We start from the raw sequence: 26,798 nt of genomic DNA, 5'->3' as shown, positions 1-26,798 counted from the left end.
TCATCGCAATGCCGATCAAGAAGATACTGGTGGTCGACGATTCCCCGACCGAACGCCTCGCCCTGACCGAACTGCTGACTGCGAAGGGCTACCAGGTCGTCACCGCCGAAAGCGGCGAGGACGCCATCGTGCGCAGCAAGAGCGAAAAGCCCGACCTCATCCTGATGGACGTCGTCATGCCCGGCATGAACGGCTATCAGGCCACGCGCACCATCTCGCGCGACGAGGCCACCAGCGCCATCCCGATCATCATGTGCACCAGCAAGGGGCTCGAGACCGACCGCATCTGGGGGATGCGCCAGGGCGCGCACGACTACCTCGTCAAGCCGGTCAATCCCGCGGATCTCCTCGCACGCATCCAGGCGCTGGGCTGACGCTCGATGACCAAGCGACTCAGCCTGCGCGAATTCCAGGAAGACCTGGTGCGGCGCTTTGCCGAAGCACAGAGCGGCAACCGCCGCGCACTGCTGGGCGTGCGGGCGGGACGCGAAAACTGGCTGATCAACCTCACCGACAGCGGCGAGATCCTGCCCGCTCCGCCGCTGGCGCCCGTACCGCTCACGCACGAGTGGTTTCGTGGCGTCGCGAACGTGCGCGGTACGCTGTTCAGCGTCGTCGACCTCTCCGCCTTCCACAACGGTCCGCTCACCGTTCCCGGCGGACCGGCGCGCCTGCTGCTGGTCGGCGCACGCCACGGCACGAACTGTGCCCTGCTGATTTCGAACGCCCTCGGACTGCGCAACCCGGACGACTTCCGTGCCGACCCCGACGGCGGCGGCGACGAGCGGCCGTGGGTAGCGGAACGCCTGGTCGACGCCCGCGAGCAGCACTGGCTGCGGCTCGACGTGCCGACGCTGCTTGCGCACCGCGGCTTCCTCCAGGCCGGACTCGAGTGAGCACGCGGCCCCTCTACTGCAATCTTCACGGCAACCCATCATCCGATCTCGCGGAGCACACACCATGGCCCTCAAGCTTCCGACGCTGAACTTCAAGAAAAAGAAGAAGGCTGACCCGGAAGGCGCGCCACTCGCCACCACGATCATGGAGGCGGTCCCGCCCCGGCGCAGCTCCGAGCCTGCGGCCGCCAAAGGCGGCACCAAGCGGGCCGACAGCGCCGCCAACCGCTTCGGCATGCTCGCCACGGTCTTCGCGGTGGCATCCTTCGTCGGTCTGGGTCTGCTGTACTACCAGTACCGCCAGTCGGGCAACGCCACGGCGTACATCGCGGCGGCGGGCGAAATGGAAACCACGTCGCAGCGCATCGCCAAGGCCGCACAGCTCGCACTGCAGGGCAACCCGCAGGCCTTCGCCGAGCTGCGCACGAGTACGAGCCGCTTCACCGGCCTGCTGGAAGCGCTCGCCAACGGCGGCAACATCGAAGGCCGCGACCTCCCGGCCGCGCCCGCGGGCGTCCAGCCGCAGGTGGAAGACCTCGCGGCGAAATGGCGCCCCACCGCCGAACTCGCCAACCAGTTGATCGCGCAGGAAAAGAATCTCCTCGTGCTCAACCAGTCGGTGGCGACGATCAACCAGCAGAACGAGGCCCTGTACGAACAGGCACGGCAGATCGTCCAGGCCCGGCTGGGAAGCAACGCACGCGACGTCGCGGCCGCGACCACCACCGTCGTGCTGACCCAGCGCATCGCGAAGAACGCGAATGCGCTGCTGGTCGCGAACGCGATCGATCCGGAAACCGCGTTTGCGCTCGGCAAGGATGCAAAGTCGCTCACCGAGGTGATCAACGAACTGCGCACGACGACCACCGATACCGAAGGACGGCGTCGGGTGAATGAATTCGCGACCGGCGCGACCGAGACGCTGGATGCCGTCGACGACATCCTGCAGCACATCCAGACGCTGGTGCAGGCGAAGAAGGCCGGCAGCGACATCTTCGGCGCATCCGAACCCCTGTCGACCAGCGCACGCGACCTCTCCAAAGCGCTGTCCAGCGCAACCGGCGGCCTGTCCCCGGCCACGCTCGGCATCGCGCTTGCCGCAATCGTCGGCCTCATGGCCCTGAGCCGCATGGCGCAGGTCAACAACCGCGAACTCGCCGCGCGCCAGCTCGACGCGGAGCAGCATCAGCGCACCGCAGAAAACGAGCGCAACCTTGCGCAGCAGGCGATCCTGCGCCTGATGAACGAGATGGGCGACCTCGCCGACGGCGACCTCACCGTGCGCACCACCGTTTCGGAAGACATCACCGGCGCGATTGCCGACTCGGTCAACTACACCATCGAGGAACTCTCGGTGCTCGTACGTCGAATCAACGACGCCGCGACGCGCGTGACGCAGGCGACCGAATCCGCGCAGAAGACCTCGAGCGAACTCCTCGGCGCAACCGAACGGCAGTCACGCGAGATCGAGGAAGTCGGCACAACCGTCGAACAGATGGCCAAGACCATGACGGAGTCGTCCGAACGCGCCCTGCGCTCCGCCCAGGTCGCGCGCCGCTCGCTCGAATCCGCGCGCAAGGGCGCCGGCGCGGTGGAGAACACCATCAAGGGCATGAACGGCATCCGCGAGCAGATCCAGGAAACGTCGAAGCGGATCAAGCGCCTCGGCGAATCCTCCCAGGAGATTGGCGAGATCGTCGAACTGATTTCCGACATTACCGAGCAGACCAACGTCCTCGCGCTGAACGCCGCGATCCAGGCGGCTTCCGCAGGCGAAGCGGGCCGCGGCTTCACCGTCGTTGCGGAAGAAGTGCAGCGCCTTGCGGAACGCTCCGCCGAAGCGACCAAGCAGATCGCGGCGATCGTGAAGACGATTCAGACCGACACCAAGGACGCCGTCGGCTCGATGGAGAACGCGACCCGCGACGTGGTCGAGGGCGCCCAGCTGTCCGACGCGGCCGGCCAGGCGCTGGCCGAGATCGGCGAGGTCTCCACCGAGGCCGCGCGTCTCATCGAACAGATTTCCAGCGACACGCAACACCAGGCAGCCACCGCGACGCGAGTCGCCGAAACCATGAAGGAAATTCTCGCCATCACCGAACAGACCGCGAACGGCACGCGCCAGACCGCGGTGTCGGTCGGCCAGCTCGCCGACCTCGCGGTCGAACTCAAGGGCTCGGTGTCGGGCTTCAAGGTCTGACGCACTCGCCCCCTCGCTCGGGAACCGGCCATGACGCACCCCTCTGAACTGGATCTGGGCCCGCTCACCTGGGTCAAGAACGAAATCGACCTCGCCCTCGCGCGGGCCGACGAATCGCTTGAACAGGCGCTGTCCGCCTCCGACGCTCCCGTACGCGTGCAGTTCGCGCAGACCCACCTGCACCAGGTGCGCGGCGCGCTCTCCATCGTCGGCCTGGACGGCCTCACCCAGTTCGCATCCTCGCTCGACCAGTCCCTCGGGCTGATTGCCCGCGGCGAACGCCCGGTCGAGGCCGCGACCATCGCCCTCGCACGGCGCGCGCTCGCGACGATGGGCAACTATCTCGAAGAACTCGTGCATGGCACGCCCGACCAGCCGCTGCGCCTGCTGCCGCTATACCGCGAAATCCACGCCATCCGCAGCACGGACACCGTCTCGCCGGCGGAGCTGTTCTTCCCCGACCTCACACAACGTCCGCCGCGCCGGCAGATTGCCAACATCACACTGTCCGACGACGCCCGTCAGGGGCAACTGCGGGCGCAGCGCGCCCTGTTCCAGCGCGGACTGCTCCAATGGCTGCGCACGCCGAACGACCCGGCCGGCCCCTCGGCCATGCTCGACGCCGTCAAGGGCATGGAGGTGCTGCATACCGGCGCCCCCGTCACCAACCTGTGGTACGCCGCGCAGGCCTTCCTCGAAGCCCTCGCGAGCGGCGACCTTCCGGCCCAGCCGGAAGTCAAGCGCCTGTGTTCGCAGCTCGACGCACAGCTCAAGCGGCTGGCCGAGGCGCCGGTCGCAATACCGGACCGTTTCATTCGCGAACTGCTGTACTGGATCGCGCAGGCTCCGGCACGCACCGCCCAGCAGCAGGCCGTGCGCGACACCTGGCACCCCCAGGCCCTGATCCCCGAGGCGGGCTCGACCGTCAGCGTCACGCCGCTCGCGCCGCTGCTCAAGTCGCTGCAGAGCTCGATGGCCGCGACCAAGCACGCCTGGGACGAGTTTTCCGAAGGCCATGCCGCCGCCCTGCCGCGCTTCGCCAGCAATCTCGCCGACCTTGCCGCCCAGGCGCCGCAGCTCGGACGGCCGGCGCTCGACCGCCTGCTCGAGGCCCTGATCGAATTCGTCCGCTGGCTGCGCAAAGATCCGCTGCAGAACACCGACAAGGTCGCCATCGAGGTCGCCACCGCCCTGCTGCTCGTCGAAGGGGCGCTCGACCGCGTCGTGCCGGACACCGGCTTCTCCGCCCAGGTTACCGACACGGTCGGCCGCCTGGGCGCGGTCACCCGCGGCCAGGCGGTCGAGCCCGCCGAGCATTCACCGACGGTCGAGACAGCGCGCCGCCTGCAGGAACGCGAGGCGGTCGGCCAGCTGGCACGGGAAATCCTCTCCAGCCTGGCGCAGGTCGAACAGATCCTCGACGACTTCTTCCGCAATCAGCAGAAGCGCGCGCCACTCGCGAACCTCGCGACCCCGCTCAAGCAGGTCGAAGGGGCGCTGACCCTGATCGGCGACGCCGATGCGATCGCGCTCGTGCACGATGCGGCAACGACCGTGGCCCGGCTCGCGGCGACCGACGCAGAGCCCGAAGCCGGCCAGTTCGAGGGACTCGCGCAGCGGCTGTCGGCCCTGGGATTCTACGTCCAGGCCCTGCAGCACGGCGCGGCAAGTCTCCAGGCCTTCCTCGACCCGACCGCCCGACGCGGGCGGGCCACCGCCGAAGCGCCCGCCCTCAGGATAGACCTGCCGCGCTTCGCCGAAGAAGTTCCGCCAGCCGCGAAGGCCGCCCCGGCTGCAGCCCCCGCCGAGCCACCTGCAGCCGCGGCGCCCGTCGAGCAGCCCGCTGCGGCAGCGGTGCCGGCCGTCGAAGCGCCTGCCGCTCCGCCCCTCGAAGCCCCGCCCGAGGAGGAGGCAGCGATCGAGCCCCCCGTGCCGATCGAGGAGGCCGAAACCGACCTCAACTTCCAGCCGCCGCTCGAACCCGCCGAACCGCCCCCGCCCGAGATCCGCATCGATTTCGCGCCGATCGAGTTGCCGCCCGAAACACCGGAGGCCGCTCCCGCGGCCCCGCAGGCAGTGCCCGCCGCAGCGCCGGCCGCCCCGGCGCCCAGCGCCGCGGAGATCGACGCGGAACTGCTCGAAATCTTCATCGAGGAAGCCCACGAAGTCCTCGCCAACGTCGCCGAACAGCTCGAGCTGTTGCGCACGGCGCCGGGCAACGTCGAGCACCTGACGTCGATCCGGCGCGGCTTCCACACGCTCAAGGGGAGCGGCCGCATGGTCGGCCTGCGCGATCTCGGCGAAGCCGCATGGGGCGTGGAACAGACGCTCAACCGCTGGCTCCAGCTCGAATGGCCCCCGACTCCGGCCCTCCACCACCTCCTCGGGGATGCCTGCCAGACTTTCTCCGAATGGGTTTCGGACCTGGAGGCCGGAGGTAGCCAGGCGCACGACGTCGCTGCGCTGATGGCCGAGGCCGAACGCCTGCGCAGCAGCGACACGCCGATCAGCGAACCGGAGCCCCAGGCGGTGCCGACGTCCGCCGCCGAGCCCGCCGCAACCGAAGAAACCGCCCTCGCGTTCGCCTCGCTCGAACAGGCGGACAGCGGCGAGATCCTGCCCTTCGTGGCACCCGCGACCGAAGAGGAAGAGATCCTCGTCGAGGAATCGCTCGAAGCGCTCGAACTCGAGGATCTGGGCGAAGAGATCGCACTCGAGGAGCAGGAGGCCGCCGCAGGCGTCGAACCCGCGGTCGCGAGCGAGTACGTTCCCGAGACGAGCCCGTTGGCGGCGCTCGAGCATGCCGGCGAAATCGCCCTGCCGGAAGAAATCCCGACGCTCGAGGAGCTATCCGTCGAACCCGGCGCGGAGCGGCCGGCCGGACTGGAGCCCGCCTCCGCCCCGGCAGCGGAAGAGACGTTCGTCCTCGAGGACCTCGAAGAGGGGCCGCCGACCGGATTCGGCGGCGAGCTCGAGCCCCCGGTCGAGCTGCGCGAGGAATTGCCCGTCCCGCTTGCCGCGGGAACGCCCGGGGAGACGGCGATTACCGCCGGCGCGGCTGAGGACGCAGAGCTTCCGCCTGCGATCGAACTGGGCGCAGCGCCCGAAGAGTCGGTCGCACTCGAGACCCCGCCCGAATTCGAACGCCCCTCCGCAGCCGCGGAGCTGCCCGCGTTCGACGAATCCGTCGCGCTGGAACGCACAGCCGGAATAGAGACGCCCATCGACGCGGCGAAAACGACGGAAGCCGCGGAAGCGGAAAGCGTCGAGGAACTGGCCGGACTCGAGGAGCTGGCCGGACTCGAGGAGCTGGCCGAACTCGAGGAAGTGGTCGATCTCGAGGACACGATCGATCTCGAGGAAGCCGTCGAACTGGAGGAACCCCTCCAGGCGGAAACGCCCGCCGTGGTCGAGCCCGTTGACCTCGAAGAATCCGGCATCATCGAACCGACCCTCGCGGCGGAAGCCGGTGTTGCGACCGAAGCGCCGGCAGCACCGCCGGCGCCCGCCATCGTCGTCGGGGACATCGGGGAAGCGACCGTCGACCTCGAGGAAGTCGACACGCCCATCGAACGCGACGTCGTGTACGTCAGCGACAACGAGATCAGCCGCCCGCTCTACGACCTGTATCTCGGCGAGGCACGCCACCACCTCGGCACCCTGCGGGACGAACTCCGCCGCCTCGCGGCCAATCCGACCCTGATCCCGACCGAAGCCACATTGCGCGCCGCGCACACGCTCGCCGGCATCTCGGGCACCACGCGCCTGATGAGCGTGCAGGGGCTTGCCCGCGCGCTCGAACACGCAATCGAGCGCCTGCGCGAGAGCGCCCACCCGCCGACCGCGGAACAGTCGGCGGTCATGAAGAGTTCCAACGACACGCTCGAGGCGATGGTCGCCCAGATCGCGCTGCGCCAGATGCCGCTCGACGTGCCCGAACTGACCGAGCAGCTCGACGGCATCGGACGCACGATCGCGCTCGACACCGACTTCGAGCCCGAAGGCGCGGCCATAGAGGAAGCCGCCCCGGAACGGCCGTCCGCCGCAACGGAAGCAGCCGAAGGCCCAGGCCGCGCGGCGGCGGTCGCCGACGACCTCGACGAGCAGCTCCTGCCGGTCTTCCTCGAGGAAGGTGCCGAGCTGCTTGCGGACCTGCACGCGACGCTGCGACGCTGGAGCGGCGGCGACGCCTCGGCCGATCACGCGAAGGCAACGGCCCGACTGCTGCACACGCTGAAGGGCAGCGCGCGCATGGCCGGTGCGATGAGCCTCGGCGAACACGTGCACCAGCTCGAATCGCAACTCGAGGCGGGCCGCGAGGCCGGACGCGACGCCGCGGAGCTGATCGACGAGCTGGTCGGCGGACTGGATCGCACCGAGCAGATGATGAGCGCGCTCACCGGCGCTCCTGCCCCCGCAGCCGCAGCCGCCGCCGCGGCGACCGAAATCGCAGTCTCCGTCGCCGCGCCCGAAACGGTGGCGGCGGAAGGCGAAAGCAGTGCGACGGCCACGCTGCGCGTGCGCGCCGACACGGTCGACCGCTTCGTCAACGAAGCCGGCGAGATCGGCATCGCGCGCACCCGCATCGCCGGCGAACTGCGCACGCTGCGCCGCTCGCTGCTGGACCTGACCGAAAACGTCATCCGCCTGCGCAACCAGCTGCGCGAGGTCGAGATCCAGGCCGACGTGCAGATGCAGTCGCGCATCGCCCACACCGGCACGCACGAAGGCGAATTCGACCCGCTGGAGATGGACCGCTACACCCGCCTGCAGGAACTCACGCGGATGATGGCGGAGAGCGTCGGCGACGTCACGACGGTGCAGCAGAGCCTGCTGCGCAACCTCGACGGCGCCGAACTCGCACTGAACAGCCAGGCACGGCTGTCGCGCGACCTGCAGCAGGCGCTGATGCAGGTGCGCATGGTGCCCTTCGACAGCCTCGCCGACCGCCTCTACCGCGTGACGCGCCAGACGGCGAAGGACCTCGGCAAGCGTGCGAACCTCGACCTGCGCGGCGGGCGCATCGAAATCGACCGCAGCGTGCTGGAACACATCACCGCGCCGCTCGAACACCTGCTGCGCAACGCCATCGCGCACGGCCTCGAGGCCCCCGAGGCGCGCCGCGCCGGCGGCAAGAACGAGATCGGGCAGATCACCCTGAGCGTCAGCCAGGAAGGCAACGAAATCGCGATCAGCCTCGCCGACGACGGCGCGGGACTCGACTACGAGCGGATCGCCGAACGGGCGCGTGCGCAAGGCCTGCTCGGCCCGAACGAGATCGCCGACGAACGCCGCCTGACCAACCTGATCTTCCTGCCCGGCTTCTCGACCGCCAGCAACGTGTCGACGGTGTCCGGCCGCGGCGTCGGCATGGACGTCGTGAAGTCCGAGACCGCGGCGGTCGGCGGACGCATCGACATCCGCTCGACGCGCGGCGCCGGCACGGAATTCCGCATCTACCTGCCGCTCACGCTGGCCGTGACGCAGGCCCTGCTGGTCAGCGCCGGCGGCCGCACCTTCGCGATCCCGTCGAGCATGGTTGCCCAGGTGCAGGAACTGAAAGCGGGGGCGCTGCACGAGCTGCGTGCTGCCGGCGGCACCGACTGGCAGGACATGCACTTCAACTATCGCTACCTGCCGCGCCTGCTCGGCGACCAGGCGAGCCAGCCGGAAGAGCAGCGCTTCAACTGGGTGCTGCTGCTGCGCGCCGGCGCCCAGACGCTCGCGCTGCACGTCGATGCGCTACGCGGCAACCAGGAAATCGTCGTCAAGAACGCCGGCCCGCAGCTCGCGCGCGTCGTCGGCATCTCCGGCGCGACGGTGCTGGGCGACGGCGAGATCGTGCTGATCCTCAACCCCGTCGCACTCGCCAGCCGCAGCCTCGCGGAAACCGCGGCGGAAGGCGTCGCGGAAGCTGGAGCGGCCGCACCGGTCGAGCCGGCGCAGGCCGTCCAGCCGACCGTGATGGTGGTCGACGACTCGCTGACGGTGCGCAAGATCACCGGCCGCCTGCTCGAACGCGAGGGCTACCGCGTGATCACGGCCAAGGACGGCGTCGAGGCGCTGGAGCGCCTGATCGAATCGGTGCCCGACGTGATCCTGTCGGACATCGAGATGCCGCGCATGGACGGCTTCGACCTGCTGCGCAACATCCGCTCCGATGCGCGCACCCGCGACGTGCCGGTGATCATGATCACCTCGCGCCTGGCGGACAAGCACCGCCAGTTTGCCGAAAAGATCGGCGCCAGCGAGTACCTTGGCAAACCCTACGAGGAAGGCGAGCTGCTGGCCCTGCTGCAGCACTACACCGCGAAAGCGCGCGCGGAGGTCTGACGCCGGCGGCGGAGCACGGCGCCGCGGGGGATCCGCCGGCACTCGCCGGAATCAGCTCCGCACGACGGCGAAGCGCGCGAGCGTGCGCTCGCGCGCCATGCCGTGGTCGACGACCGGCGCCGGATAATCCCGGCCGATGCGCACGCCCGCAGCCGCCTGCTCCGCCGCCCCCATCTTCCACGGAGCATGGATGTACTTGTCCGGCACGCGTGCGAGTTGCGGCACGTAGCGGCGGATGAAGCGCCCCTGCGGATCGAAGCGCGCCGACTGCGTTACCGGATTGAAAATGCGGAAATACGGCTGCGCGTCGCAGCCCGTCGACGCCGCCCATTGCCATCCGCCGTTGTTCGCCGCGAGGTCGCAGTCGATCAGGTGGTCGGCGAAGTGGCGCTCGCCACGCCGCCAGTCGATACCCAGATCCTTGGTCAGGAACGACGCGACGACCATGCGCAAGCGGTTGTGCATGTAGCCCGTCGTGTCGAGCTGGCGCATCGCCGCATCGACGAGCGGGTAACCCGTGCGCCCCTCGCACCACGCCGCGAACAGCTCCGGCGCCAGGTCCCACGCGATGCGCTCGTACTCGGGCCGAAAGCACGCTGTCACGACGCGCGGGTGGTGCCACAGGATCATGTGGTAGAAGTCGCGCCACACGAGCTCGCCGAGCCAGCTCTCCGCCCCGGCACCGCCGTCGGCCCACGCGAACGCTGCCAGTTCGCGGATCGACACGGTGCCGAAGCGCAGATGCGCGGAAAGATAAGAAACCCCCTTCACGGCCGGATAGTCGCGCGCCTCGCGGTAGCGCCCGATACGACCGGCGAAGTCCCCGAACAGGGAGCGGCCGCCGGACATGCCGGTCGGCAGGCGCAGCTCGGCGAGGTTCGTCGCCGCGAAGCCCAGATCTTCGAGGCCGGGCACGCGCTCCCCGTCCGCCTTGGGGGCAAGGCGGGCGGCGTAGCGCTCGACCGGATACGCCTGCACATAGAAGCCGTCGAGCTTCTTCAGCCACGCGTTCCGGTACGGCGTGAACACGCTGTACGGTTGCCCGCCCTGAGTCAGGACCTCGTCGCGCTCGAAGATCACCTGATCCTTGAAGTCCTCGAAACCGATCCCCGCCGCGGCGAGGCCCTCCGCCACGCGCCGGTCGCGCGCGATCGCGGCAGGCTCGTAATCGCGATTGGTCAGCACCGCCGTCACGCCCAGCTGCGCCGCGAGCGCCGGGATCAGCGCGTCGGCGCGCCCGTGCCGCACGACCATGCCTGCCCCGCTGCCACCCGCCTCGCGCGACAGCGCGTCGAGCGCCGTATCCAGCTCCTGCACGCTGCGCCAGATGAACTCGACGCGCCGATCGCAGCGGTTCGGCAACGCGTCGAGGATCTCCGTGTCGAAGACGAACGCGCAATGCACGCGGTCGAAGCGGCGCAGCGCGTGATACAGCGCGGCGTGATCGTAACTGCGCAGATCGCGGCGGAACCAGACGAGGGCGGAACGCATCGGAGAAAGTCGGCGAATGCGGAAAGTCGCATTCTGACGCAATCATGCCGCGCAGGTTCCTGCTCAATGCTCCGCGCGAGAGGCTAAAATGCAGTCATGAGCGAAATCATGTCGAACCTCACGCATCATTTTCTGATCGCCATGCCCAGCATGGCCGATCCGAATTTCTCGCGTACGCTGACCTACATCGCCGAGCACAACGATCAGGGCGCGCTCGGGATCATCGTCAACCGGCCGATCGACATGACGCTCGGCACCCTCTTCGAACGCGTCGAACTGCCGCTCGATGCCGCCGGGTTCGCCGAGCAGCCGGTATATTTCGGCGGTCCGGTGCAGACCGATCGCGGCTTCGTGCTGCATCGGCCGGCAGGCGAATGGCACTCGACCCTGAACGTGAACGACGAGGCCGGCCTGACCAGCTCGCGCGACATCCTGCAGGCCATCGGCAGCACCGGCCAGCCGTCCGAAGTGCTCGTGACGCTCGGCTACGCCGGCTGGACCGCCGGCCAGCTCGAGCAGGAGATCGCCGACAACGCGTGGCTCACCGTGCGCGCCGATCTCTCGATCGTCTTCGAGCTGCCGCCCGAAGAGCGCCTCGCCGCCGCCATGCAGAAGCTCGGCATCGACTTCACGAACCTCAGCGAGACGGCCGGGCATGCCTGAGGCGGCCGCGCCCGAACCCCGGCCAGCCCCGGACCTCCCCGCGCGCGGCACCCTGCTAGGCTTCGACTTCGGCCTCGTTCGCCTCGGCGTCGCCGTCGGCGAACTCGAAACCGGCCAGGCCAGCGCGCTCGTGACCATCAGCGGCGAAGCCAGCGCACCGCGCTTTGCCGCGATCGAAAAGCTCATCGCCGAGTGGCGCCCCGTCGGCCTCGTCGTCGGCCTGCCCGTCCACCTCGACGGCACCCCGCACGAGATGACCGCGCGCTGCCGCCGCTTTGCGAACCAGCTGCGCGGCCGCTACGGCCTGCCGGTGATGGAAAGCGACGAACGCCTGTCCTCCGCCGCGGCCGAAGCCGCGTTGGAGGAGGCAGGGCAGCGCAGCTGGCGCGAGCGCAAGGCCGTGCTCGACGCCGTCGCGGCCCGGATCATCCTGCAACACTTCCTGGACACCATCCAACATGCAAAAGCTTGATGCCGAAGCGCTCTTCCAGACTCTGGTCGAGCAGATGCGGCCGCACGTGACGCCCGACACCGCACTGGTGGGCATCCACACGGGCGGCGTCTGGCTGGCCGAACGCCTGCACCGCACCCTGGGCCTGAAGCAGCCGCCCGGCTCGATCGACGTGTCCTTCTACCGCGACGACTTCGCCTCCAAGGGCCTGCACCCTCAGCCCAAGCGCACCGACATCCCGTTCGATGTCGAAGGCGCCCACGTAATCATCGTGGACGACGTCCTCTACACCGGCCGCACGACGCGCGCCGCGATCAACGAGCTGTTCGACTTCGGCCGCCCGTCGCACGTGGACCTCGCCGTGCTGGTCGACCGCGGCGGCCGCGAACTGCCGATCGCCGCGCGCTACTGCGCCCTCACCCTGCCCCAACCCCTGCCCGCAAGCCAGAGCCTGCAGCTCGAGACCGACGCTGCCGGCACGTTCACCCTGAGGCTGATCGATGCATAACCCCCAGCTCAACAAACACGGCGAACTGCAACACCTGCTGACGATCGACGGCCTGCCGCGCGACGTCATCAGCGCGATCCTCGACACCGCCGCCCCCTTCACCGAAGTCGCCGAGCGCGAAGTGAAGAAGCTGCCGCTGCTGCGCGGCAAGAGCATCTTCAACCTGTTCTTCGAAAACTCCACGCGCACGCGCACCACCTTCGAGATCGCCGCCAAGCGCCTGTCGGCCGACGTCGTGAACCTCAACGTGTCGACGAGCTCCACCGCCAAGGGCGAGAGCCTGCTCGACACCGTCGACAACCTGTGCGCGATGCAGGCCGACATGTTCGTCGTGCGCCATGCCGCGAGCGGCGCACCCTTCCTGATCGCGCAGCACCTGCTCGCGACCGGGCGCGACCACATCCACGTCGTCAATGCCGGCGACGGCCGCCACGCGCACCCGACGCAGGGCCTGCTGGACATGTATACGATCCGGCACTACAAGCGCGATTTCACCAACCTCACCGTCGCGATCGTCGGCGACGTGCTGCACTCGCGCGTCGCGCGCTCGCAGATCGCCGCGCTGACCACGCTGGGCGTGCCCGAAGTGCGCGTGATCGGCCCCAAAACGCTGCTGCCGACCGAGGTCGAGCGCATGGGCGTGCGCGTCTTCCACGACATCCGCGAAGGCCTCAAGGGCGTCGACGTCGTGATGATGCTGCGCCTCCAGAACGAACGCATGAACGGCGCGCTGCTGCCGACTCCGCAGGAGTACTACAAGGTGTGGGGCCTCACCGCCGAGAAGCTCGCACTGGCCAAACCCGACGCCATCGTCATGCACCCGGGACCGATGAACCGCGGCGTCGAGATCGACTCCTCCGTCGCGGATGGCGCGCAGGCCGTGATCCTGCCCCAGGTCACCTTCGGCATCGCGGTAAGGATGGCCGTCATGAGCATGCTGGCCGGCCAGCAAGGGAGCAACAAGTAATGAAGATCCGCATCACCAACGGCCGCCTCATCGACCCCGCGAACGGCCTCGACGACAAGCGCGACCTGTATCTCGCCGATGGCAAGATCGTCGCAAGCGGCCAGGCGCCCGACGGCTTCGCCGCCGAACGCACGATCGACGCTGCCAACCTCGTCGTCGCGCCGGGTCTCATCGACCTGGCCGCGCGCCTGCGCGAGCCCGGCTTCGAATACCGCGCCACGCTCGAATCCGAAATGGACGCGGCGATGGCCGGCGGCGTCACCAGCCTCGCGATCCCGCCCGACACCGACCCCGCCCTGGACGAGCCGGGTCTGGTCGAAATGCTGTGCTACCGCGCGAAGCGGCTCAACCGCGCCCACGTTTACCCGGTCGGCGCGCTCACCATCGGGCTCAAGGGCGAACGCCTGTCGGAGATGGCCGAGTTGGTCGAAGCCGGCTGCGTCGCGTTCAGCCAGGCCAATGTCCCCATCATCGACAACAACGTGCTGATGCGCGCGCTGCAGTACGCCGCGACCTTCGACTTCCGCGTGTGGCTGCAGCCGCTTGCCCCCTTCCTGGCGCGTACCGGCGTCGCGCACGATGGCGAAGTCGCTACGCGTCTGGGTCTGCCGGGCATTCCCGTCGCGGCCGAGACCATCGCGCTGTACACCTACATCCAGCTCGCCCGCACCACCGGCGCACGCCTGCACGTCACGCGCCTGTCGAGCGCCGCGGGCCTCGCGCTGGTCGAACAGGCCCGCGCCGAAGGCATGGACATCACCTGCGACGTGTCGATCAACCACCTGCACCTGTCCGACATGGACATCGGCTACTTCAACAGCAACTGCCACCTCGTGCCGCCGCTGCGCAGCCAGCGCGACCGCGAGGCGCTGCGCGCGGGGCTCGCCGACGGCCGCATCAACGCGCTGTGCTCCGACCACACGCCTGTGGACGACGACGGCAAGCTCACCCCCTTCAGCGAATCCGAACCGGGCGCGACCGGTCTCGAACTGCTGCTGCCGCTCACGCTCAAGTGGGCGCACGAAACGGGCCTGCCGCTGGTGAAGGCGCTCGCACGCGTGACCTCCGACGCCGCGCGCATCGTCGGCATCACCAAGGCCGGTCATCTGACGCCGGGCGCGCGCGCCGACCTGTGCCTGTTCGACCCGGCCGCGCACGTCACGGTGAGCCGCGAGCAGCTGCGCAGCCAAGGCAAGAACACGCCCTTCCTGGGCATGGAGCTGCCGGGCCGCGTGCACTACACCCTGGTCGAAGGCCAGGTCATGCACGAACTGGCCTGAGAACGGCCCCGCGGGCCGCCGGCGTCAGCCGAGCGCCCGCAGCCGCGCGAGCGCCCCGGCGCTCGCGCCGTCTATCCTAACCCGCTTGGCGCGCGAGGTCTCGCCGCTGACGAGGCTGACGGCCGATTTCGGCACGCCGCAGAAATCCGCGAGAAAGGCGCACAGCGCCGCGTTCGCCTTGCCATCCACCGGCGGTGCGGCGAGCCGGATCTTCAGCGCCTCGCCGTGCAGGCCGACGAATTCGGTCTTCTTCGCGCCCGGCTGGATGTGCAGCGTCAGCACCACGCTGCCGTCAGCCGCCTCGCGCAGCCAGACGGCTGCCGTCATCCCGCCAGCAGCGAAGCGAAGTTGCCGCGCAGGCTGCCCAGCACCATCAGCACGATCTGCAGCACCAGCAGCAGGACCAGCGGAGACAGGTCGACATTGGCGATCGGCGGCAGGATGCGCCGGAACGGGCGCAGGAAAGGGGCGGCAAGGTTATGGAAGATCGGCGCGGCCGGCGCATGCGGACTCACCCACGACAGGATCGCCGACATCAGCACGACGCCGAACACCAGGTAGATCGCCATGCGGGCGACTTCCAGCAGGCCCAGGCCCCACAGACCGAAAATCAGGCCGCCGGGACTGCCGCCCAGCGATGCCCCGCGCAACTGCAGCTCGATGAACACGAACAGGGTCTGGAACGCCCACGCCGGCAGCAGGCTGGCGAAATCCAGCCCCAGCACGCCCGGAATCACCCGGCGCAGCGGACGCACGACCCAGTCCGTGGTCGCGACGACGAAAGCCCCGACCTGGTTGCGGAACGATACGCGCTGCCACTGCATGAAGAAGCGCGCCAGCAGCATCAGCGTGATGAAGCCGAAGGCCGTGTCGAGGACCAGGAGCAGTACGTTGCCCAGCATCGCGCTCAGTCCTTGCCCAGTTGTTCGCCGAGTTCGCGCCCGCGCACCTCGGCGGCCTTCACCGCGGTCACGATCGCATCGAAGAAGCCCGACGCCTTCATGCTCGCGAGCGCCGCCTCGGTCGTGCCCCCCTTCGAGGTGACCCGCTCGCGCAGCACGCCCGGCGCCTCATCGGAGCCGGCCGCGAGCTTCGCTGCGCCGAGCACGGTGTCGATCGCCAGCTTGCGCGCGGTCGCCGCATCGAAGCCGAGCGACGCCCCGGCCGCCTCCAGCGCCTCGATGAAGTGGAAGACGTAGGCCGGACCGCTGCCCGATACCGCCGTGACCGCATCCATCTGCGTCTCGTCGGCGATCCACACCGTGCTGCCGACCGCTGCCAGCACGCGCTCGGCCGCGGCGCGTCCCGCGGCGTCCACCGACGGATCGGCATACAGGCCCGACACGCCCGCGCCGATCAGCGCCGGCGTATTCGGCATCACCCGCACGAGTCCGGCATAGCCGCCCAGCCAGCGACCGATGTCCGCCAGCCGCAGTCCGGCCGCGATACTCACGACCACCTGGCGCGCCAGCCGGCCCGCCAGCGGCGCGAGCGCCGCCTTCATCTGCTGCGGTTTCACCGCCAGCACCAGCACGTCGCAATCGAGCAGCGCGTCATCGACCGCGCCCACCGCGCGCACGCCGAAGCGCTCCGCCAGGCGCTTGCGCCCGTCTTCCTGCAATTCCACGACCTGGATGTCGGCCGCGGCGAACCCGCGCTCCAGCATGCCGCCGATCAACGCCGACGCCATGTTGCCGCCCCCCAGGAAACTGATCCTGATCCGTTCCGTCATGTCTGTTCCTCACGCAACTTGCGTGTTCCGAAAATCGCGGTACCCACCCGCACCATGGTCGCCCCTTCGGCGATCGCCAGTTCGAGATCGTGCGACATCCCCATCGACAGCGTGTCGAGCGCGAAGCCGGCGGCGTTGAGTTCGTCGCGCAGCCGGCGCACGGTCGCGAAGCGGCTGCGCAGCAGGCCCTCGTCCCCATCGGGCTCGGGGATCGCCATCAGCCCCCGCAAGCGCAGCCGCGGCAGGGCCGCCACCTGTCGCGCCAGCTCGGGCACCTCGTCCGGCGCAACCCCGCTCTTGCTCGCCTCGCCGCTCACGTTCACCTGGATGCACAGGTCGAGCGGCGGCAATTCCGCGTCCCGCTGCTCGGACAGGCGCTCGGCAAGCTTCAGGCGATCGACCGAATGCACCCAGTCGAAATGCGCCGCAACGGGGCGCGTCTTGTTGCTCTGGAGCGGACCGATGAAATGCCATTCGAGCGCACGCGCCCTCAGCTCGGCAATCTTCGCGACGCCTTCCTGCACGTAGTTTTCACCGAAAAGCCGCTGCCCGGCTTCGGCCGCCGCGGCCACGCAATATGCCGGCCAGGTCTTGCTGACGGCCAGCAGGACGACGTCCTCGGGCCTGCGCCCCGCGGCGATCGCAGCACGGGCCACGCGCTCGCGCACGGCTTGCAAGTTGGCGGCGATTGTTGTCATATAGCGGCGGCACTGGTCTCGAAAATCCGGCCCGGGCGAGTATAGCACCGCGCACCAGCCGGCCTTTCCGCACGCTCCTTTCCGAACACCGTCGAAGAACCCATGGACATCACCGAACTGCTGGCCTTTGCGGTCAAGAACAAGGCCTCCGACCTCCATCTCTCGTCCGGCCTGCCGCCCATGATCCGCGTGCATGGCGACGTGCGGCGCATCAACCTGCCGCCGATGGAGCACAAGGACGTGCACTCCATGGTGTATGACATCATGAACGACCAGCAGCGCAAACAGTACGAGGAAGTACTGGAGTGCGACTTCTCGTTCGCGGTGCCCAACCTCGCGCGCTTCCGCGTCAACGCCTTCAACCAGAACCGCGGCGCGGCCGCCGTGTTCCGGACCATTCCGTCGAAGGTGCTGAGCCTCGAAGAACTCAACTGTCCGAAGATCTTCAAGGACATCTCCAACCAGCCGCGCGGCATCGTGCTCGTCACCGGCCCGACCGGCTCGGGCAAGTCCACGACGCTCGCCGCGATGGTCGACCACATCAACGACAACGAATACGGCCACATCCTCACGATCGAGGACCCGATCGAATTCGTGCATGAGTCGAAGCGCTGCCTGATCAACCAGCGCGAGGTCGCGCGCGACACGCTGTCGTTCAACAATGCGCTGCGTTCGGCACTGCGCGAAGACCCGGACGTGATCCTCGTCGGCGAGCTACGCGACCTCGAAACCATCCGCCTCGCGCTGACCGGCGCCGAGACCGGCCACCTCGTGTTCGGCACCCTGCACACTTCCTCGGCCGCCAAGACCATCGACCGTATCGTCGACGTGTTCCCGGCCGCCGAAAAGGAGATGGTGCGCTCGATGCTGTCCGAATCGCTGCGCGCCGTCATTTCGCAGACCCTGCTGAAGACCAAGGACGGCCAGGGCCGCGTCGCCGCGCACGAAATCATGATCGGCACCCCCGCCATCCGCAACCTGATCCGCGAAAACAAGATCGCGCAGATGTACTCGTCGATCCAGACCGGCCAGAACGTCGGCATGCAGACGCTGGACCAGTGCCTGCTCGACCTCGTGCGCCGCAACGTCATCTCGCCCGCGGAAGCCAAGCTCAAGGCGCAGAACAAGGACAACTTCGGCTGACCGCCGCGCCACGGAACGGCCACTACGTCACGTCCGCCGGCGCTTCCCGCACGCCGCGCCGTTCACGCGGGCGCGCGCGAGGAACATAATTCAAATTTGCAGCCCCCCGAAAATCCGCTGGAGCGCAACACATGGAACGCGATCAGGCCCTCAAGTTCATGCACGATCTGCTCCGGCTGATGGTGCAGAAGAACGGCTCCGACCTCTTCATCACCGGGGGCTTCCCGCCTGCCATCAAGGTCGACGGACGCGTCATCCCGCAGTCGAACCAGTCGCTCACGCAGCAGCACACCGCCGAACTCGCGCGCGCGGTCATGAACGACCGTCAGGCGGCCGAATTCGAATCCACCAAGGAATGCAACTTCGCGATCTCGCCGGCGGGCATCGGCCGCTTCCGTGCCAATGCCTTCATCCAGCAGGGCAAGGTCGGCCTCGTGCTGCGCACGATCGCGCAGAAGATCCCGACCTTCGACGAGCTGGGCATGCCCGCAGTGCTGCGCGACGTCGCAATGGCCAAGCGCGGTCTCGTGATCTTCGTCGGCGGCACCGGCACCGGCAAGACGACCTCGCTCGCGGCGATGGTGGACTTCCGTAACGAACACTCCTACGGCCACATCATCACGGTCGAGGACCCGATCGAATACGTGCATCTGCACAAGAACTGCATCGTCACGCAGCGCGAGATCGGCATCGACACCGACAGCTGGGAAGCGGCACTGAAGAACACCCTACGCCAAGCCCCGGACGTGATCCTGATGGGCGAAATCCGCGACCGCGAAACGATGGACTACGCGATCGCGTTCGCCGAGACCGGCCACCTGTGCCTCGCCACGCTGCACGCGAACAGCGCGAACCAGGCACTCGACCGCATCATCAACTTCTTCCCGGAAGACCGCCGCCAGCAGCTGCTGATGGACCTGTCGCTCAACCTGCGCGCGCTGATCTCGCAGCGCCTGCTGCCGAAGAAGGGCGAGAAAGGGCGCGTGCCGGCCGTCGAGGTGCTGCTCAACTCGCCGCTGATCTCGGACCTGATCTTCAAGGGCGAGGTGCCGGGCATCAAGGAAGTGATGAAGCGCTCGCGCGAACTGGGGATGCAGACCTTCGACCAGGCACTCTTCGACCTGTACGAGGAGGAGCGGATTTCCTACGAGGATGCGCTGCGCAACGCCGACTCGGTGAATGACCTGCGCCTGCAGATCAAGCTCAACAGCAAGCTCGGCGAGAAGGACCTCGTGTCCGGGATCCAGCACCTCGACATCGTCTGAGTTTGCGAATAAACCTGCTGCGCGCCCCGATTCCGCTCCTGCCGAATTTGGCAGACGCGTCACCGTACCACCTCTACGGTTGCGCTTCTCGGAACGGACTCGGACCGCTCGCTACGGTTTCTGCACAAACTCCGAGTCCGGGCATGCGACCACGACCGGAAAGTTAGCCGCGAACTCCTTCATCAGGCTTCTTCGGCCGGTTTGCGCCGGTTGCTGCCCGCGATCATTTTGTACTCGAACACGCGGCACTCGAGCGCGCCGTTGAAGAGCGGCGTGCGCTTGCTCGCCTTCAGTCCGATCAGCTTGGGCAGCGCCGGATCCGCCGACAGGAAATAGCAGCGCCAGCCGCTCCAGTGCTTCTTCAGCGCATCGCCGAACTGCGGATACAGCGCCGCCAGTTCCTCCGCCTCGCCGATGCGCACGCCGTAGGGCGGATTGGTCACCATCACCCCTTCCGCCGCCGGCGCCTCGCGTGCCAGGAAGTCCGCGCGATCGAGCGTCACGCAGTCCGCGAGCCCCGCCGCCTGCAGGTTCACGCGCGAGCGCCGCACCTGCTCGCCGACCACGTCGGAGCCGTAGATGCGCAAGGGGCGCGGCGACTTGCGCCGCACCTCTGCAGCCTTGCGGATGGCCGCCCAGGCGGCACCGTCGAAGTGGCGGAAACGCTCGAAGGCGAAGCTGCGACCGAGGCCCGGCGCGATGTCGAGCGCGATCTGTGCCGCCTCGATCAGGAAAGTGCCGCTGCCGCACATCGGATCGATGAGTGCCTCGCCCGGCTGCCAGCCGCTGATGCGCAGGATGCCCGCAGCGAGGTTCTCCTTCAGCGGCGCCTCGACTGCGGCAGGCTTGTAGCCGCGCTTGTACAGGGGCTCGCCCGAGGTATCGAGGTAAAGCGTGACGCGGTCGCGCGTCAGGAAGGCGTGGATGCGCACCGCCGGGTTCGCCGTATCGACGCTGGGGCGCTTGCCCGTCACGGTGCGGAAGTGGTCGCACACGGCATCCTTGATTTTCAGCGTGACGAACTCGAGACTGCGCAGGGGCGACTGCTTCGCGGTCACGTAGATGCGGATCGTGTCATCGACGGTGAACCATTTAGCCCAGGTCGCGCCATAGGCGAGCCGGTAGATGTCCTCCTCGGACTGGTAGCGCCCCTGTGCGAGGCGCCACATCACGCGGGTGGCGATCCGGCTCTCGAGGTTGGCGCGATAGCAGGTCTGCCAGTCGCCGGAGAAACCGACGCCGCCGTGGGTCGCCTCGACGTCCCGCGCACCGAGCGCGGTAAGTTCCTCGGCGAGCATCGGCTCGAGACCGCGCGGACAGGGGGAAAAGAAGGATTCGGACATGGGGGACGAAGGAAGTCGAAGACGAACGGGAATGGAAACGGCTCGAAGCCCGCGCGGGCGGTGCCGCTCAGAAGGGCTTCAGCACGACAAGGAACACGGCCGCGAACAGCACCAGCACCGGCACCTCGTTGAACACGCGGTACCACTTATGGCTGCGAGTGTTGCGCCCGGCGGCGAAATCGCGCATGAGCCTGCCGCAGTAAAGGTGATAGACGATCAGGAAACTCACGAGCGCGGTCTTCGCGTGCAGCCAGCCACCGATCGCGATCATGTCGCCGTAGCCGAACCACAACCAGAAGCCGAGCACGACGGCGAGGATTCCCAGCGGCGTCATGAAACGGTAGAGCTTGTGCTCCATCAGCGCCAGCCGCTCACGCGTCGCCGCATCATCCACCATCGCATGGTTCACGAACAGGCGCGGCAGGTAAAACAGGCCGGCGAACCAGGCCACGACGAACGAAATGTGCAGGGCTTTCACTACCAGCATCGAATACTCCTAGCTTGATTGTTTGCGGTTGAGCGCCGCGGCGAAGCCTTCGCGCACGGTCGGGTACAGCAGCCGCACCCGCAGCTCCCGCCGGATGCGGCGATTGTCGAGCTGCCGCGACTCGCTCATGAAGGACAGGGCCATCGGCGAAATCCGCGTCGCGAGTTCCGCACGCGACAGGCGCTGCGGCCGCGGCAGGCCGAAACAGTCGGCGGCAAAGTCGAAATAGTCGCCCATCTTCATGCATGTATCATCGACGGCATTGTAGACGCGTCCGGCACCGCCACGGAAAAGCGCGAGGCACGACAGGCGCGCGAGATCCTCGGCGTGGATGTGGTTGGTAAAGACGTCCTCTTCCGCACACAACACCGGCTCGCCGCGCTCCAGTCTCGCCACCGGCAGACGGTCGCCCGCATAGATGCCCGGCGCGCGCAGCATGCAAACCCGCGCCCCGCTCCGCACGCCGAAGCGCCGCAAGCGGCGCTCGGCATCGACGCGACGCTGCGCCCGCGCGGTCTGCGGGCGGCATGGATGGCTTTCGTCGATGTGCCGGCCGCCGCAATCGCCATACACGCCCGTCGTACTTATATAGACGAGGCGCTGTGGTAGACTCGTTGCGCACGCGAGTGCCGCCAGCAGGCTTGCCGTACGCGTATCCCGCGTGCCGCGGTCGGGGGGCGGCGCGAAATGCATGACGGCATCCGCGATCCCGGCCAGGCGCTGCAGGCTGCGCCGGTCGTCGAGGTCGGCGAACACCGGCGTTGCACCGAGCGCCCGCAATCCGGCGAGCCCCTCTGCACTGCGCACCAGGGCAAACACCCTGAAGCGCCGCACGAGCCACGGAATCGCGCGCCGGGCCACGTCGCCGCTACCGACGATCAATATTCTTTTCATCGACTGATTATCTCACGCCCGATGTCGTTCCAGATTTCACTCGAGCCAGGTGGCCAGCAGTTCCAGGCCGATGCCGACCAGACCATCCTCGAAGCGGCCCTCGCCGCGGGTCTCGTGCTGCCCTACGGCTGCCGTGACGGCGCCTGTGGCGCCTGCAAGGGCAAGGTCCTCCAGGGCGAGGTCGCCCTCGTCGGCTCGGCGACCGCGCTCGGCGACGCCGACCGCGCGACCGGCATGACCCTGTTCTGCAGTGCCCAGGCGCGTTCCGACCTGGTGCTCGAGGCTCGCAACGTGACCCGCGCCGGCGACATCCCGATCAAGAAGCTGCCGTGCCGCGTGCAACGCCTCACCCGCGCCGCGCCCGACGTGATGGTGATCGAGCTGAAACTCCCCGCGAGCGAGCCCTTCCGCTTCCGCGCCGGCCAGTACATCGACTTCCTGCTCGCCGACGGCCGCCGCCGCAGCTTCTCGATCGCGAATGCCCCCCACCGCGAGGACGCCATGGAGCTGCACGTGCGCCTCGTGCCCGGCGGCGAATTCACCGAACACGTCTTCAACGCCATGAAGGAACGCGACATCCTGCGTTTCGAAGGGCCGCTCGGCAGCTTCGGACTGCACGAAGACTCGCAGGCACCGGTCGTGCTGCTCGCGGGCGGCACCGGTTTCGCACCGATCAAGAGCATCGTCGAGCATGCGATCCATACCGGCAGCGCGCGACCGATGACCCTCTATTGGGGGTCGCGCAACCGCACAGGCCTTTACATGGACGAACTTGCGCGCTCGTGGGAGAAGATCCTTCCCGGCTTCCACTACGTTCCGGTATTGTCCGAAGCGGGAGCCGAGGACGACTGGCACGGGCGGACCGGCCTCGTGCATCGAGCAGTCATCGCGGACCTGCCCGACCTGTCCGCACATGAAGTCTATGCATGCGGATCACCGGCCATGATCGACGCTGCGCGCAGCGACTTGACTGCGCAGTGCGGCCTGCCGCAGGAGGCGTTCTTTGCGGACGCCTTCACCTTCGCCACCGACGCACGCTGAACTCATGACCCAGACCACGATCCTGACCCGCGAACCCGTCGTCAACCGGAATCGCGCGATCACGGCCAACCGGCTCATTGCCCACGGACCGAACATCGGTTCGGTGGTCGATGCCCTGAACAGCCTTGCCGACATCTGGCCGACGCACCACACCGTGTTCGTCTGCCTGGGCCGGCTCGTTCCGACTCCCGAGCTGATGAGCTGGCAGGCGCCGCCCAACGCGATGGTGGAAATCCCGTCGCAGGCGCTCGCGCACCCGCAGACGCAGGCGCTGCTGCCGCAGCTGCGCGACGCGGGGATCAGCATGTGCCTGAGCTGGTTCGCCCCGGGAACCGCCCTGCCGCCCGACGCCGACTGGCGCTTCGTGCTGATGGACCGCCGCCGGCACGCGACACCGGCCGGCTCGCCCGGGATTACCCTCGCGTGGGGCCTGCCCAACATCAGCGCCTTCCAGGAATCCGTCCAGGCGGGCTTCGACGGCGCCTCGGGCTGGTTCTTCCTGTACGGCAATCCGGCAGCACAGGAGCTGTCACCTGCACATGCCCAGATCGTGCGGCTCCTCAACCTCGTGCGCAACAATGCGGATATCAAGGAGATCGAGGCGGTGCTGCGCCAGGACGTCGCGGTGTCGTACAAGCTGCTGCGCTACATCAACTCGGCGGGCTTCGGCCTGAGCTGCGAGATCCAGTCCTTCCGCCACGCGGTGACCATCCTCGGCTACGCCAATCTGAACAAGTGGCTGTCGCTGCTGCTGGTCAGCGCGAGCCGCGATCCGGGCGCGCCGGCGATGATGCAGACCTCGATCGCGCGCGGGCGCTTCATGGAACAGATCGGCACATCCTTCTTCGACAAGTCGGAACTCGACAACCTGTTCATCACCGGAGCGTTCTCGCTGCTGAACGCGCTACTGGGCACGTCGATGCAGAGCGTGCTCGAGGAGATGCACCTGCCCTCGGCGATCACCGACGCGCTGCTGCTCGAGCAAGGCCCCTACGCCCCCTTCCTCAAGCTCGCCCGCCTGTGCGAATCCTTCGACGCGACGGAACTACAGAAGCAGGCTGCCGAGCTGCAGCTCGCGCCCGAGCAGATCAACCGCGCGATCGTCGGCGCGCTGGGCTTCGCCGACAGCCTGCAGTCCTGACCGGCCGGCGAGCGGGCAATAAAAAAGCCAGCCCGCGGGCTGGCTTTTTTGCATCGACCGAAGCCGATTACTTGAGCGACAGAACCCAGGTAGCCAGGGTCTTGGCTTCTTCGGCGTTGACCTGCGGGTTGGCCGGCATCGGCATCGTGCCCCAGACACCCGAACCACCCTTCTGGATCTTCTCCGCCAGCTTGGCAACGGCGCCAGCGTCACCAGCGTACTTCTTGGCGACTTCCTGGTAGGCCGGGCCGACCAGCTTCTTGTCTACGGCGTGACAGGCGAGGCAGTTCTTGGCCTTGGCCAGATCAGCGGAAGCGAAAGCCGGAGCGGCGGAGAGAAGGCCCGCGGCAACCGCGGCAGCAACGAAAACTTTCATGCTCTTTTCCTTTAGATGGTGGTGTGAAACCGGCCGGATATTAAACCAAGCTTCCCCGCCTTGACTACCCGGAAAACGCCTCTTGCACTTTGTGGCGCCCCGGGCTGCCTCGCCGGATCGTCCGACCCAAGCATTCAACGCCGTTGCCCGGGCCGACGTTGACACGACCGAACCCGAGCCCCAGAGGGTCAGAACTCCCAGGCGACACCGACGTTCGCGATGGTTCGATCGCTGCCGCGTCCCACTGCCCCCGACACCTGGACGCCTTCCACGATCTCGTAGCGCAAACCGACCTGCCGGTCCGGCCGGCCGTCCTCGGCACCGAACACTTCCGCGGCGATGGTTAAATCGTCCGTGAGCGGATGCTCGAAACCGAGACCCCAGGTGTTTGCGGTATGCGTGTCACCCGCCGCGCGCACCCATTCGCGCCCCAGATTCAGATGCACACGCCCCCCCGAAACGAAGGCCCAGGTTGCAAGACCGGTGACGGAACTGGCTCGCGCGATCTCGTCCGACTCGCCCTCACGCAGATCGACGCGCTCGCGCGCGTATTCGGCCTTCAGGCCAGCCGACAACCCGGTCTCGGCCTGCAGTGGAACCCATTTCACCGCGCCACCGACACCATGCGCCCACAGTGACGGGTGAGGCTCATGGTCGCGCGCGCGCGCGTAGGCGATCTCCACCTCGAGGTTGTCGATTGGCCCGTAACCGGCCGCCGCGTCGAAACCACGCGACTGGTCGTCACGCATCCACCCGAATTCGAGCTTCGCGCCCCCCTTGTCCAGCGTGCCGGCATCATCGACCACCATGGGTCGCTCCGCATGTGCCAACGAGGACAGCGCGACACACGACACAGCCCCGAGGGCAAGCGCCAGTGACCGCACAATCCGACCATCTCGAAGCGACACTTTTCCAATCACATTCATCCCCCAGAAAACTGGAAATGTTAGCGCAATCGAGCGTGGCACCGACGTGCTGGCGACCCGATATCTCGTTGAATTCGCCGTATCGACTTACTGGCGTATTTCGGCTCGATTGTCGGGGGCCGGGAACTGGCCCGTCGAGCGGAAGGGGTTGATGTCCAGCCCGCCGCGGCGCGTGTAGCGCGCCCACACCGCCAGTTCCCGGGGCGTGCAACGCTGCAGGAGGTCGCTGAAGACCCGTTCGACGCATTGCTCGTGAAATTCGTTGTGCTTGCGGAACGAGACGATGTAACGCAGCAGGCCTGCGCGGTCGATCGCCGGCCCGGTATAGCGCACGACGATGCAGCCCCAGTCCGGCTGACCGGTGACGAGGCAGTTGGACTTGAGCAGGTGCGAGTGCAGGGTTTCGCTGACCTCGCTCCCGTCGCGGGCAGAGGACAGGAAATCCGGACAGGGCTGGTAGGTATCGATGTCGATGTCGAGTTCGTCGAGCGACTCCCCGGGCGGCGGCGCGATCACGCGCTCCGGCGCAGAACCCAACGGCCGGATGTCCACGGCGACCGGCGCGCCGGCGGCTTCGGAGAGATCGCGCACGAAGGTCGCCCTTACGGCTTCCTCGCCGTCGAAGCGCGTCTGGTTGCAGGAATTGAGGTAGAGCTTGAGCGACTTCGACTCGATCAGGCGCGGCGAATCGGCCGGCACACGGAAGGTCGCGAGCGCGACGACAGGTTTGCCGCGCGGATTGAGCCAGGACAGCTCATATGCATTCCACAGATCCTCGCCGACGAAGGGCAGCTTGCCGGCGACGATGCCGATCTCGTCACGCTTGATCTGACGCGCGATCGGGAACAGGAGAGCGGGAGAATAGGTGTCGCAGTAGTCGGCCGGTTTGCCTAGCGGCGAGGACTCGGCGCCGTGCGCGGAGGGAGCGGAAGGATTCATGCGGCGGATTGTACGGGATCGCGC

24 protein-coding genes are annotated in these 26,798 nt (G+C 67.9%); 13 read left to right on the top strand and 11 right to left on the bottom strand.

The window, feature by feature from the left end:
* Positions 1-8: 8 nt before the first annotated feature.
* From BW991_RS16830 to BW991_RS16815, 4 genes are all read left to right on the top strand, one after another.
* Positions 9-374, top strand: coding sequence for a response regulator (locus tag BW991_RS16830; protein WP_076603269.1), 366 nt, complete (start codon positions 9-11; stop codon positions 372-374).
* A 6-nt stretch (positions 375-380) separates the two neighbouring features.
* On the top strand, positions 381-896 hold the full coding sequence (locus tag BW991_RS16825) for a chemotaxis protein CheW (protein WP_076603268.1): 516 nt from the start codon (positions 381-383) through the stop codon (positions 894-896).
* 64 nt (positions 897-960) lie between these two features.
* On the top strand, positions 961-3,096 hold the full coding sequence (locus BW991_RS16820) for a methyl-accepting chemotaxis protein (protein WP_076603267.1): 2,136 nt from the start codon (positions 961-963) through the stop codon (positions 3,094-3,096).
* Between the two features lie 30 nt (positions 3,097-3,126).
* The gene (locus BW991_RS16815; protein WP_076603266.1) at positions 3,127-9,429 is read left to right on the top strand and encodes a hybrid sensor histidine kinase/response regulator; all 6,303 of its coding nucleotides are present in this window, start codon (positions 3,127-3,129) and stop codon (positions 9,427-9,429) included.
* A gap of 51 nt (positions 9,430-9,480) precedes the next feature.
* Here BW991_RS16815 and BW991_RS16810 read toward each other — a convergent pair whose 3' ends face one another.
* Positions 9,481-10,920, bottom strand: a complete 1,440-nt coding sequence (locus BW991_RS16810; protein ID WP_076603265.1) for a cryptochrome/photolyase family protein — start codon at positions 10,918-10,920, stop codon at positions 9,481-9,483.
* A 96-nt stretch (positions 10,921-11,016) separates the two neighbouring features.
* Between BW991_RS16810 and BW991_RS16805 the strand changes: the two genes are divergently transcribed.
* Genes BW991_RS16805 through BW991_RS16785 form a run of 5 tightly spaced genes read left to right on the top strand, consistent with a single transcriptional unit; the run spans position 11,017 to position 14,789 of the window.
* Positions 11,017-11,583 carry a YqgE/AlgH family protein gene (locus BW991_RS16805; protein ID WP_076603264.1) on the top strand — a complete coding sequence of 189 codons (567 nt, stop codon included), beginning with the start codon at positions 11,017-11,019 and terminating at the stop codon, positions 11,581-11,583.
* Positions 11,576-12,055 (top strand): Holliday junction resolvase RuvX, encoded by a 480-nt coding sequence (gene ruvX / locus BW991_RS16800; protein WP_076603263.1) that lies wholly within the window; start codon positions 11,576-11,578, stop codon positions 12,053-12,055. The genes BW991_RS16805 and ruvX overlap by 8 nt, the downstream gene beginning before the upstream one ends.
* On the top strand, positions 12,042-12,542 hold the full coding sequence (gene pyrR / locus BW991_RS16795) for a bifunctional pyr operon transcriptional regulator/uracil phosphoribosyltransferase PyrR (protein ID WP_076603262.1): 501 nt from the start codon (positions 12,042-12,044) through the stop codon (positions 12,540-12,542). The genes ruvX and pyrR overlap by 14 nt, the downstream gene beginning before the upstream one ends.
* Positions 12,535-13,509, top strand: coding sequence for an aspartate carbamoyltransferase catalytic subunit (locus BW991_RS16790; RefSeq protein WP_076603261.1), 975 nt, complete (start codon positions 12,535-12,537; stop codon positions 13,507-13,509). The genes pyrR and BW991_RS16790 overlap by 8 nt, the downstream gene beginning before the upstream one ends.
* A complete protein-coding gene (locus tag BW991_RS16785) occupies positions 13,509-14,789 on the top strand; it encodes a dihydroorotase (RefSeq protein ID WP_076603260.1) in 1,281 nt (426 codons plus the stop codon). Before BW991_RS16790 ends, BW991_RS16785 begins: the two co-directional genes overlap by 1 nt.
* Before the next feature lie 24 nt (positions 14,790-14,813).
* On the opposite strand, the gene BW991_RS16780 is transcribed toward BW991_RS16785, so the two are convergent.
* The 4 genes from BW991_RS16780 to BW991_RS16765 are packed head-to-tail and all read right to left on the bottom strand — an operon-like array spanning position 14,814 to position 17,219.
* The gene (locus BW991_RS16780; protein ID WP_076603259.1) at positions 14,814-15,116 is read right to left on the bottom strand and encodes a DUF167 domain-containing protein; all 303 of its coding nucleotides are present in this window, start codon (positions 15,114-15,116) and stop codon (positions 14,814-14,816) included.
* Positions 15,113-15,691 (bottom strand): YggT family protein, encoded by a 579-nt coding sequence (locus BW991_RS16775; protein ID WP_076603258.1) that lies wholly within the window; start codon positions 15,689-15,691, stop codon positions 15,113-15,115. The genes BW991_RS16780 and BW991_RS16775 overlap by 4 nt, the downstream gene beginning before the upstream one ends.
* Positions 15,692-15,696: 5 nt before the next feature.
* Positions 15,697-16,509, bottom strand: a complete 813-nt coding sequence (gene proC, locus BW991_RS16770) for a pyrroline-5-carboxylate reductase (protein WP_076603298.1) — start codon at positions 16,507-16,509, stop codon at positions 15,697-15,699.
* Between the two features lie 8 nt (positions 16,510-16,517).
* Positions 16,518-17,219: a YggS family pyridoxal phosphate-dependent enzyme gene (locus BW991_RS16765; protein WP_076603257.1), complete on the bottom strand. Its 702-nt coding sequence runs from the start codon at positions 17,217-17,219 to the stop codon at positions 16,518-16,520.
* A 102-nt stretch (positions 17,220-17,321) separates the two neighbouring features.
* On the opposite strand from BW991_RS16765, the gene BW991_RS16760 reads away from it, so the two are divergent.
* A complete protein-coding gene (locus tag BW991_RS16760) occupies positions 17,322-18,362 on the top strand; it encodes a type IV pilus twitching motility protein PilT (RefSeq protein WP_076603256.1) in 1,041 nt (346 codons plus the stop codon).
* 131 nt (positions 18,363-18,493) lie between these two features.
* A complete protein-coding gene (locus BW991_RS16755) occupies positions 18,494-19,627 on the top strand; it encodes a PilT/PilU family type 4a pilus ATPase (protein WP_076603255.1) in 1,134 nt (377 codons plus the stop codon).
* Positions 19,628-19,809: 182 nt separating this feature from the next.
* On the opposite strand, the gene BW991_RS16750 is transcribed toward BW991_RS16755, so the two are convergent.
* The 3 genes from BW991_RS16750 to BW991_RS16740 form a co-directional block, all read right to left on the bottom strand.
* On the bottom strand, positions 19,810-20,970 hold the full coding sequence (locus tag BW991_RS16750; RefSeq protein WP_076603254.1) for a THUMP domain-containing class I SAM-dependent RNA methyltransferase: 1,161 nt from the start codon (positions 20,968-20,970) through the stop codon (positions 19,810-19,812).
* A 67-nt stretch (positions 20,971-21,037) separates the two neighbouring features.
* A complete protein-coding gene (locus BW991_RS16745; protein WP_076603253.1) occupies positions 21,038-21,457 on the bottom strand; it encodes a CopD family protein in 420 nt (139 codons plus the stop codon).
* A 9-nt stretch (positions 21,458-21,466) separates the two neighbouring features.
* Positions 21,467-22,351, bottom strand: a complete 885-nt coding sequence (locus tag BW991_RS16740) for an NAD-dependent epimerase/dehydratase family protein (protein WP_076603252.1) — start codon at positions 22,349-22,351, stop codon at positions 21,467-21,469.
* 21 nt (positions 22,352-22,372) lie between these two features.
* On the opposite strand from BW991_RS16740, the gene BW991_RS16735 reads away from it, so the two are divergent.
* Positions 22,373-23,392 (top strand): CDP-6-deoxy-delta-3,4-glucoseen reductase, encoded by a 1,020-nt coding sequence (locus BW991_RS16735; RefSeq protein ID WP_076603251.1) that lies wholly within the window; start codon positions 22,373-22,375, stop codon positions 23,390-23,392.
* 4 nt (positions 23,393-23,396) lie between these two features.
* Complete coding sequence (locus BW991_RS16730) at positions 23,397-24,533, top strand: EAL and HDOD domain-containing protein (RefSeq protein WP_076603250.1); 1,137 nt, start codon at positions 23,397-23,399, stop codon at positions 24,531-24,533.
* A gap of 67 nt (positions 24,534-24,600) precedes the next feature.
* Here the strand turns inward: BW991_RS16730 and BW991_RS16725 are convergent, their stop codons facing one another.
* From BW991_RS16725 to queF, 3 genes are all read right to left on the bottom strand, one after another.
* The gene (locus BW991_RS16725; protein ID WP_076603249.1) at positions 24,601-24,909 is read right to left on the bottom strand and encodes a c-type cytochrome; all 309 of its coding nucleotides are present in this window, start codon (positions 24,907-24,909) and stop codon (positions 24,601-24,603) included.
* Between the two features lie 188 nt (positions 24,910-25,097).
* Positions 25,098-25,718 (bottom strand): porin, encoded by a 621-nt coding sequence (locus tag BW991_RS16720; RefSeq protein ID WP_076603248.1) that lies wholly within the window; start codon positions 25,716-25,718, stop codon positions 25,098-25,100.
* A gap of 204 nt (positions 25,719-25,922) precedes the next feature.
* Positions 25,923-26,774, bottom strand: coding sequence for an NADPH-dependent 7-cyano-7-deazaguanine reductase QueF (queF, locus tag BW991_RS16715; RefSeq protein ID WP_076603247.1), 852 nt, complete (start codon positions 26,772-26,774; stop codon positions 25,923-25,925).
* Between the last annotated feature and the right edge of the window lie 24 nt (positions 26,775-26,798).

It is taken from the genome of Aromatoleum tolulyticum (assembly GCF_900156155.1).
Classification (GTDB): Bacteria; Pseudomonadota; Gammaproteobacteria; order Burkholderiales; family Rhodocyclaceae; genus Aromatoleum; species Aromatoleum tolulyticum.
This window is presented reverse-complemented; position numbering and strand designations above follow the sequence as displayed.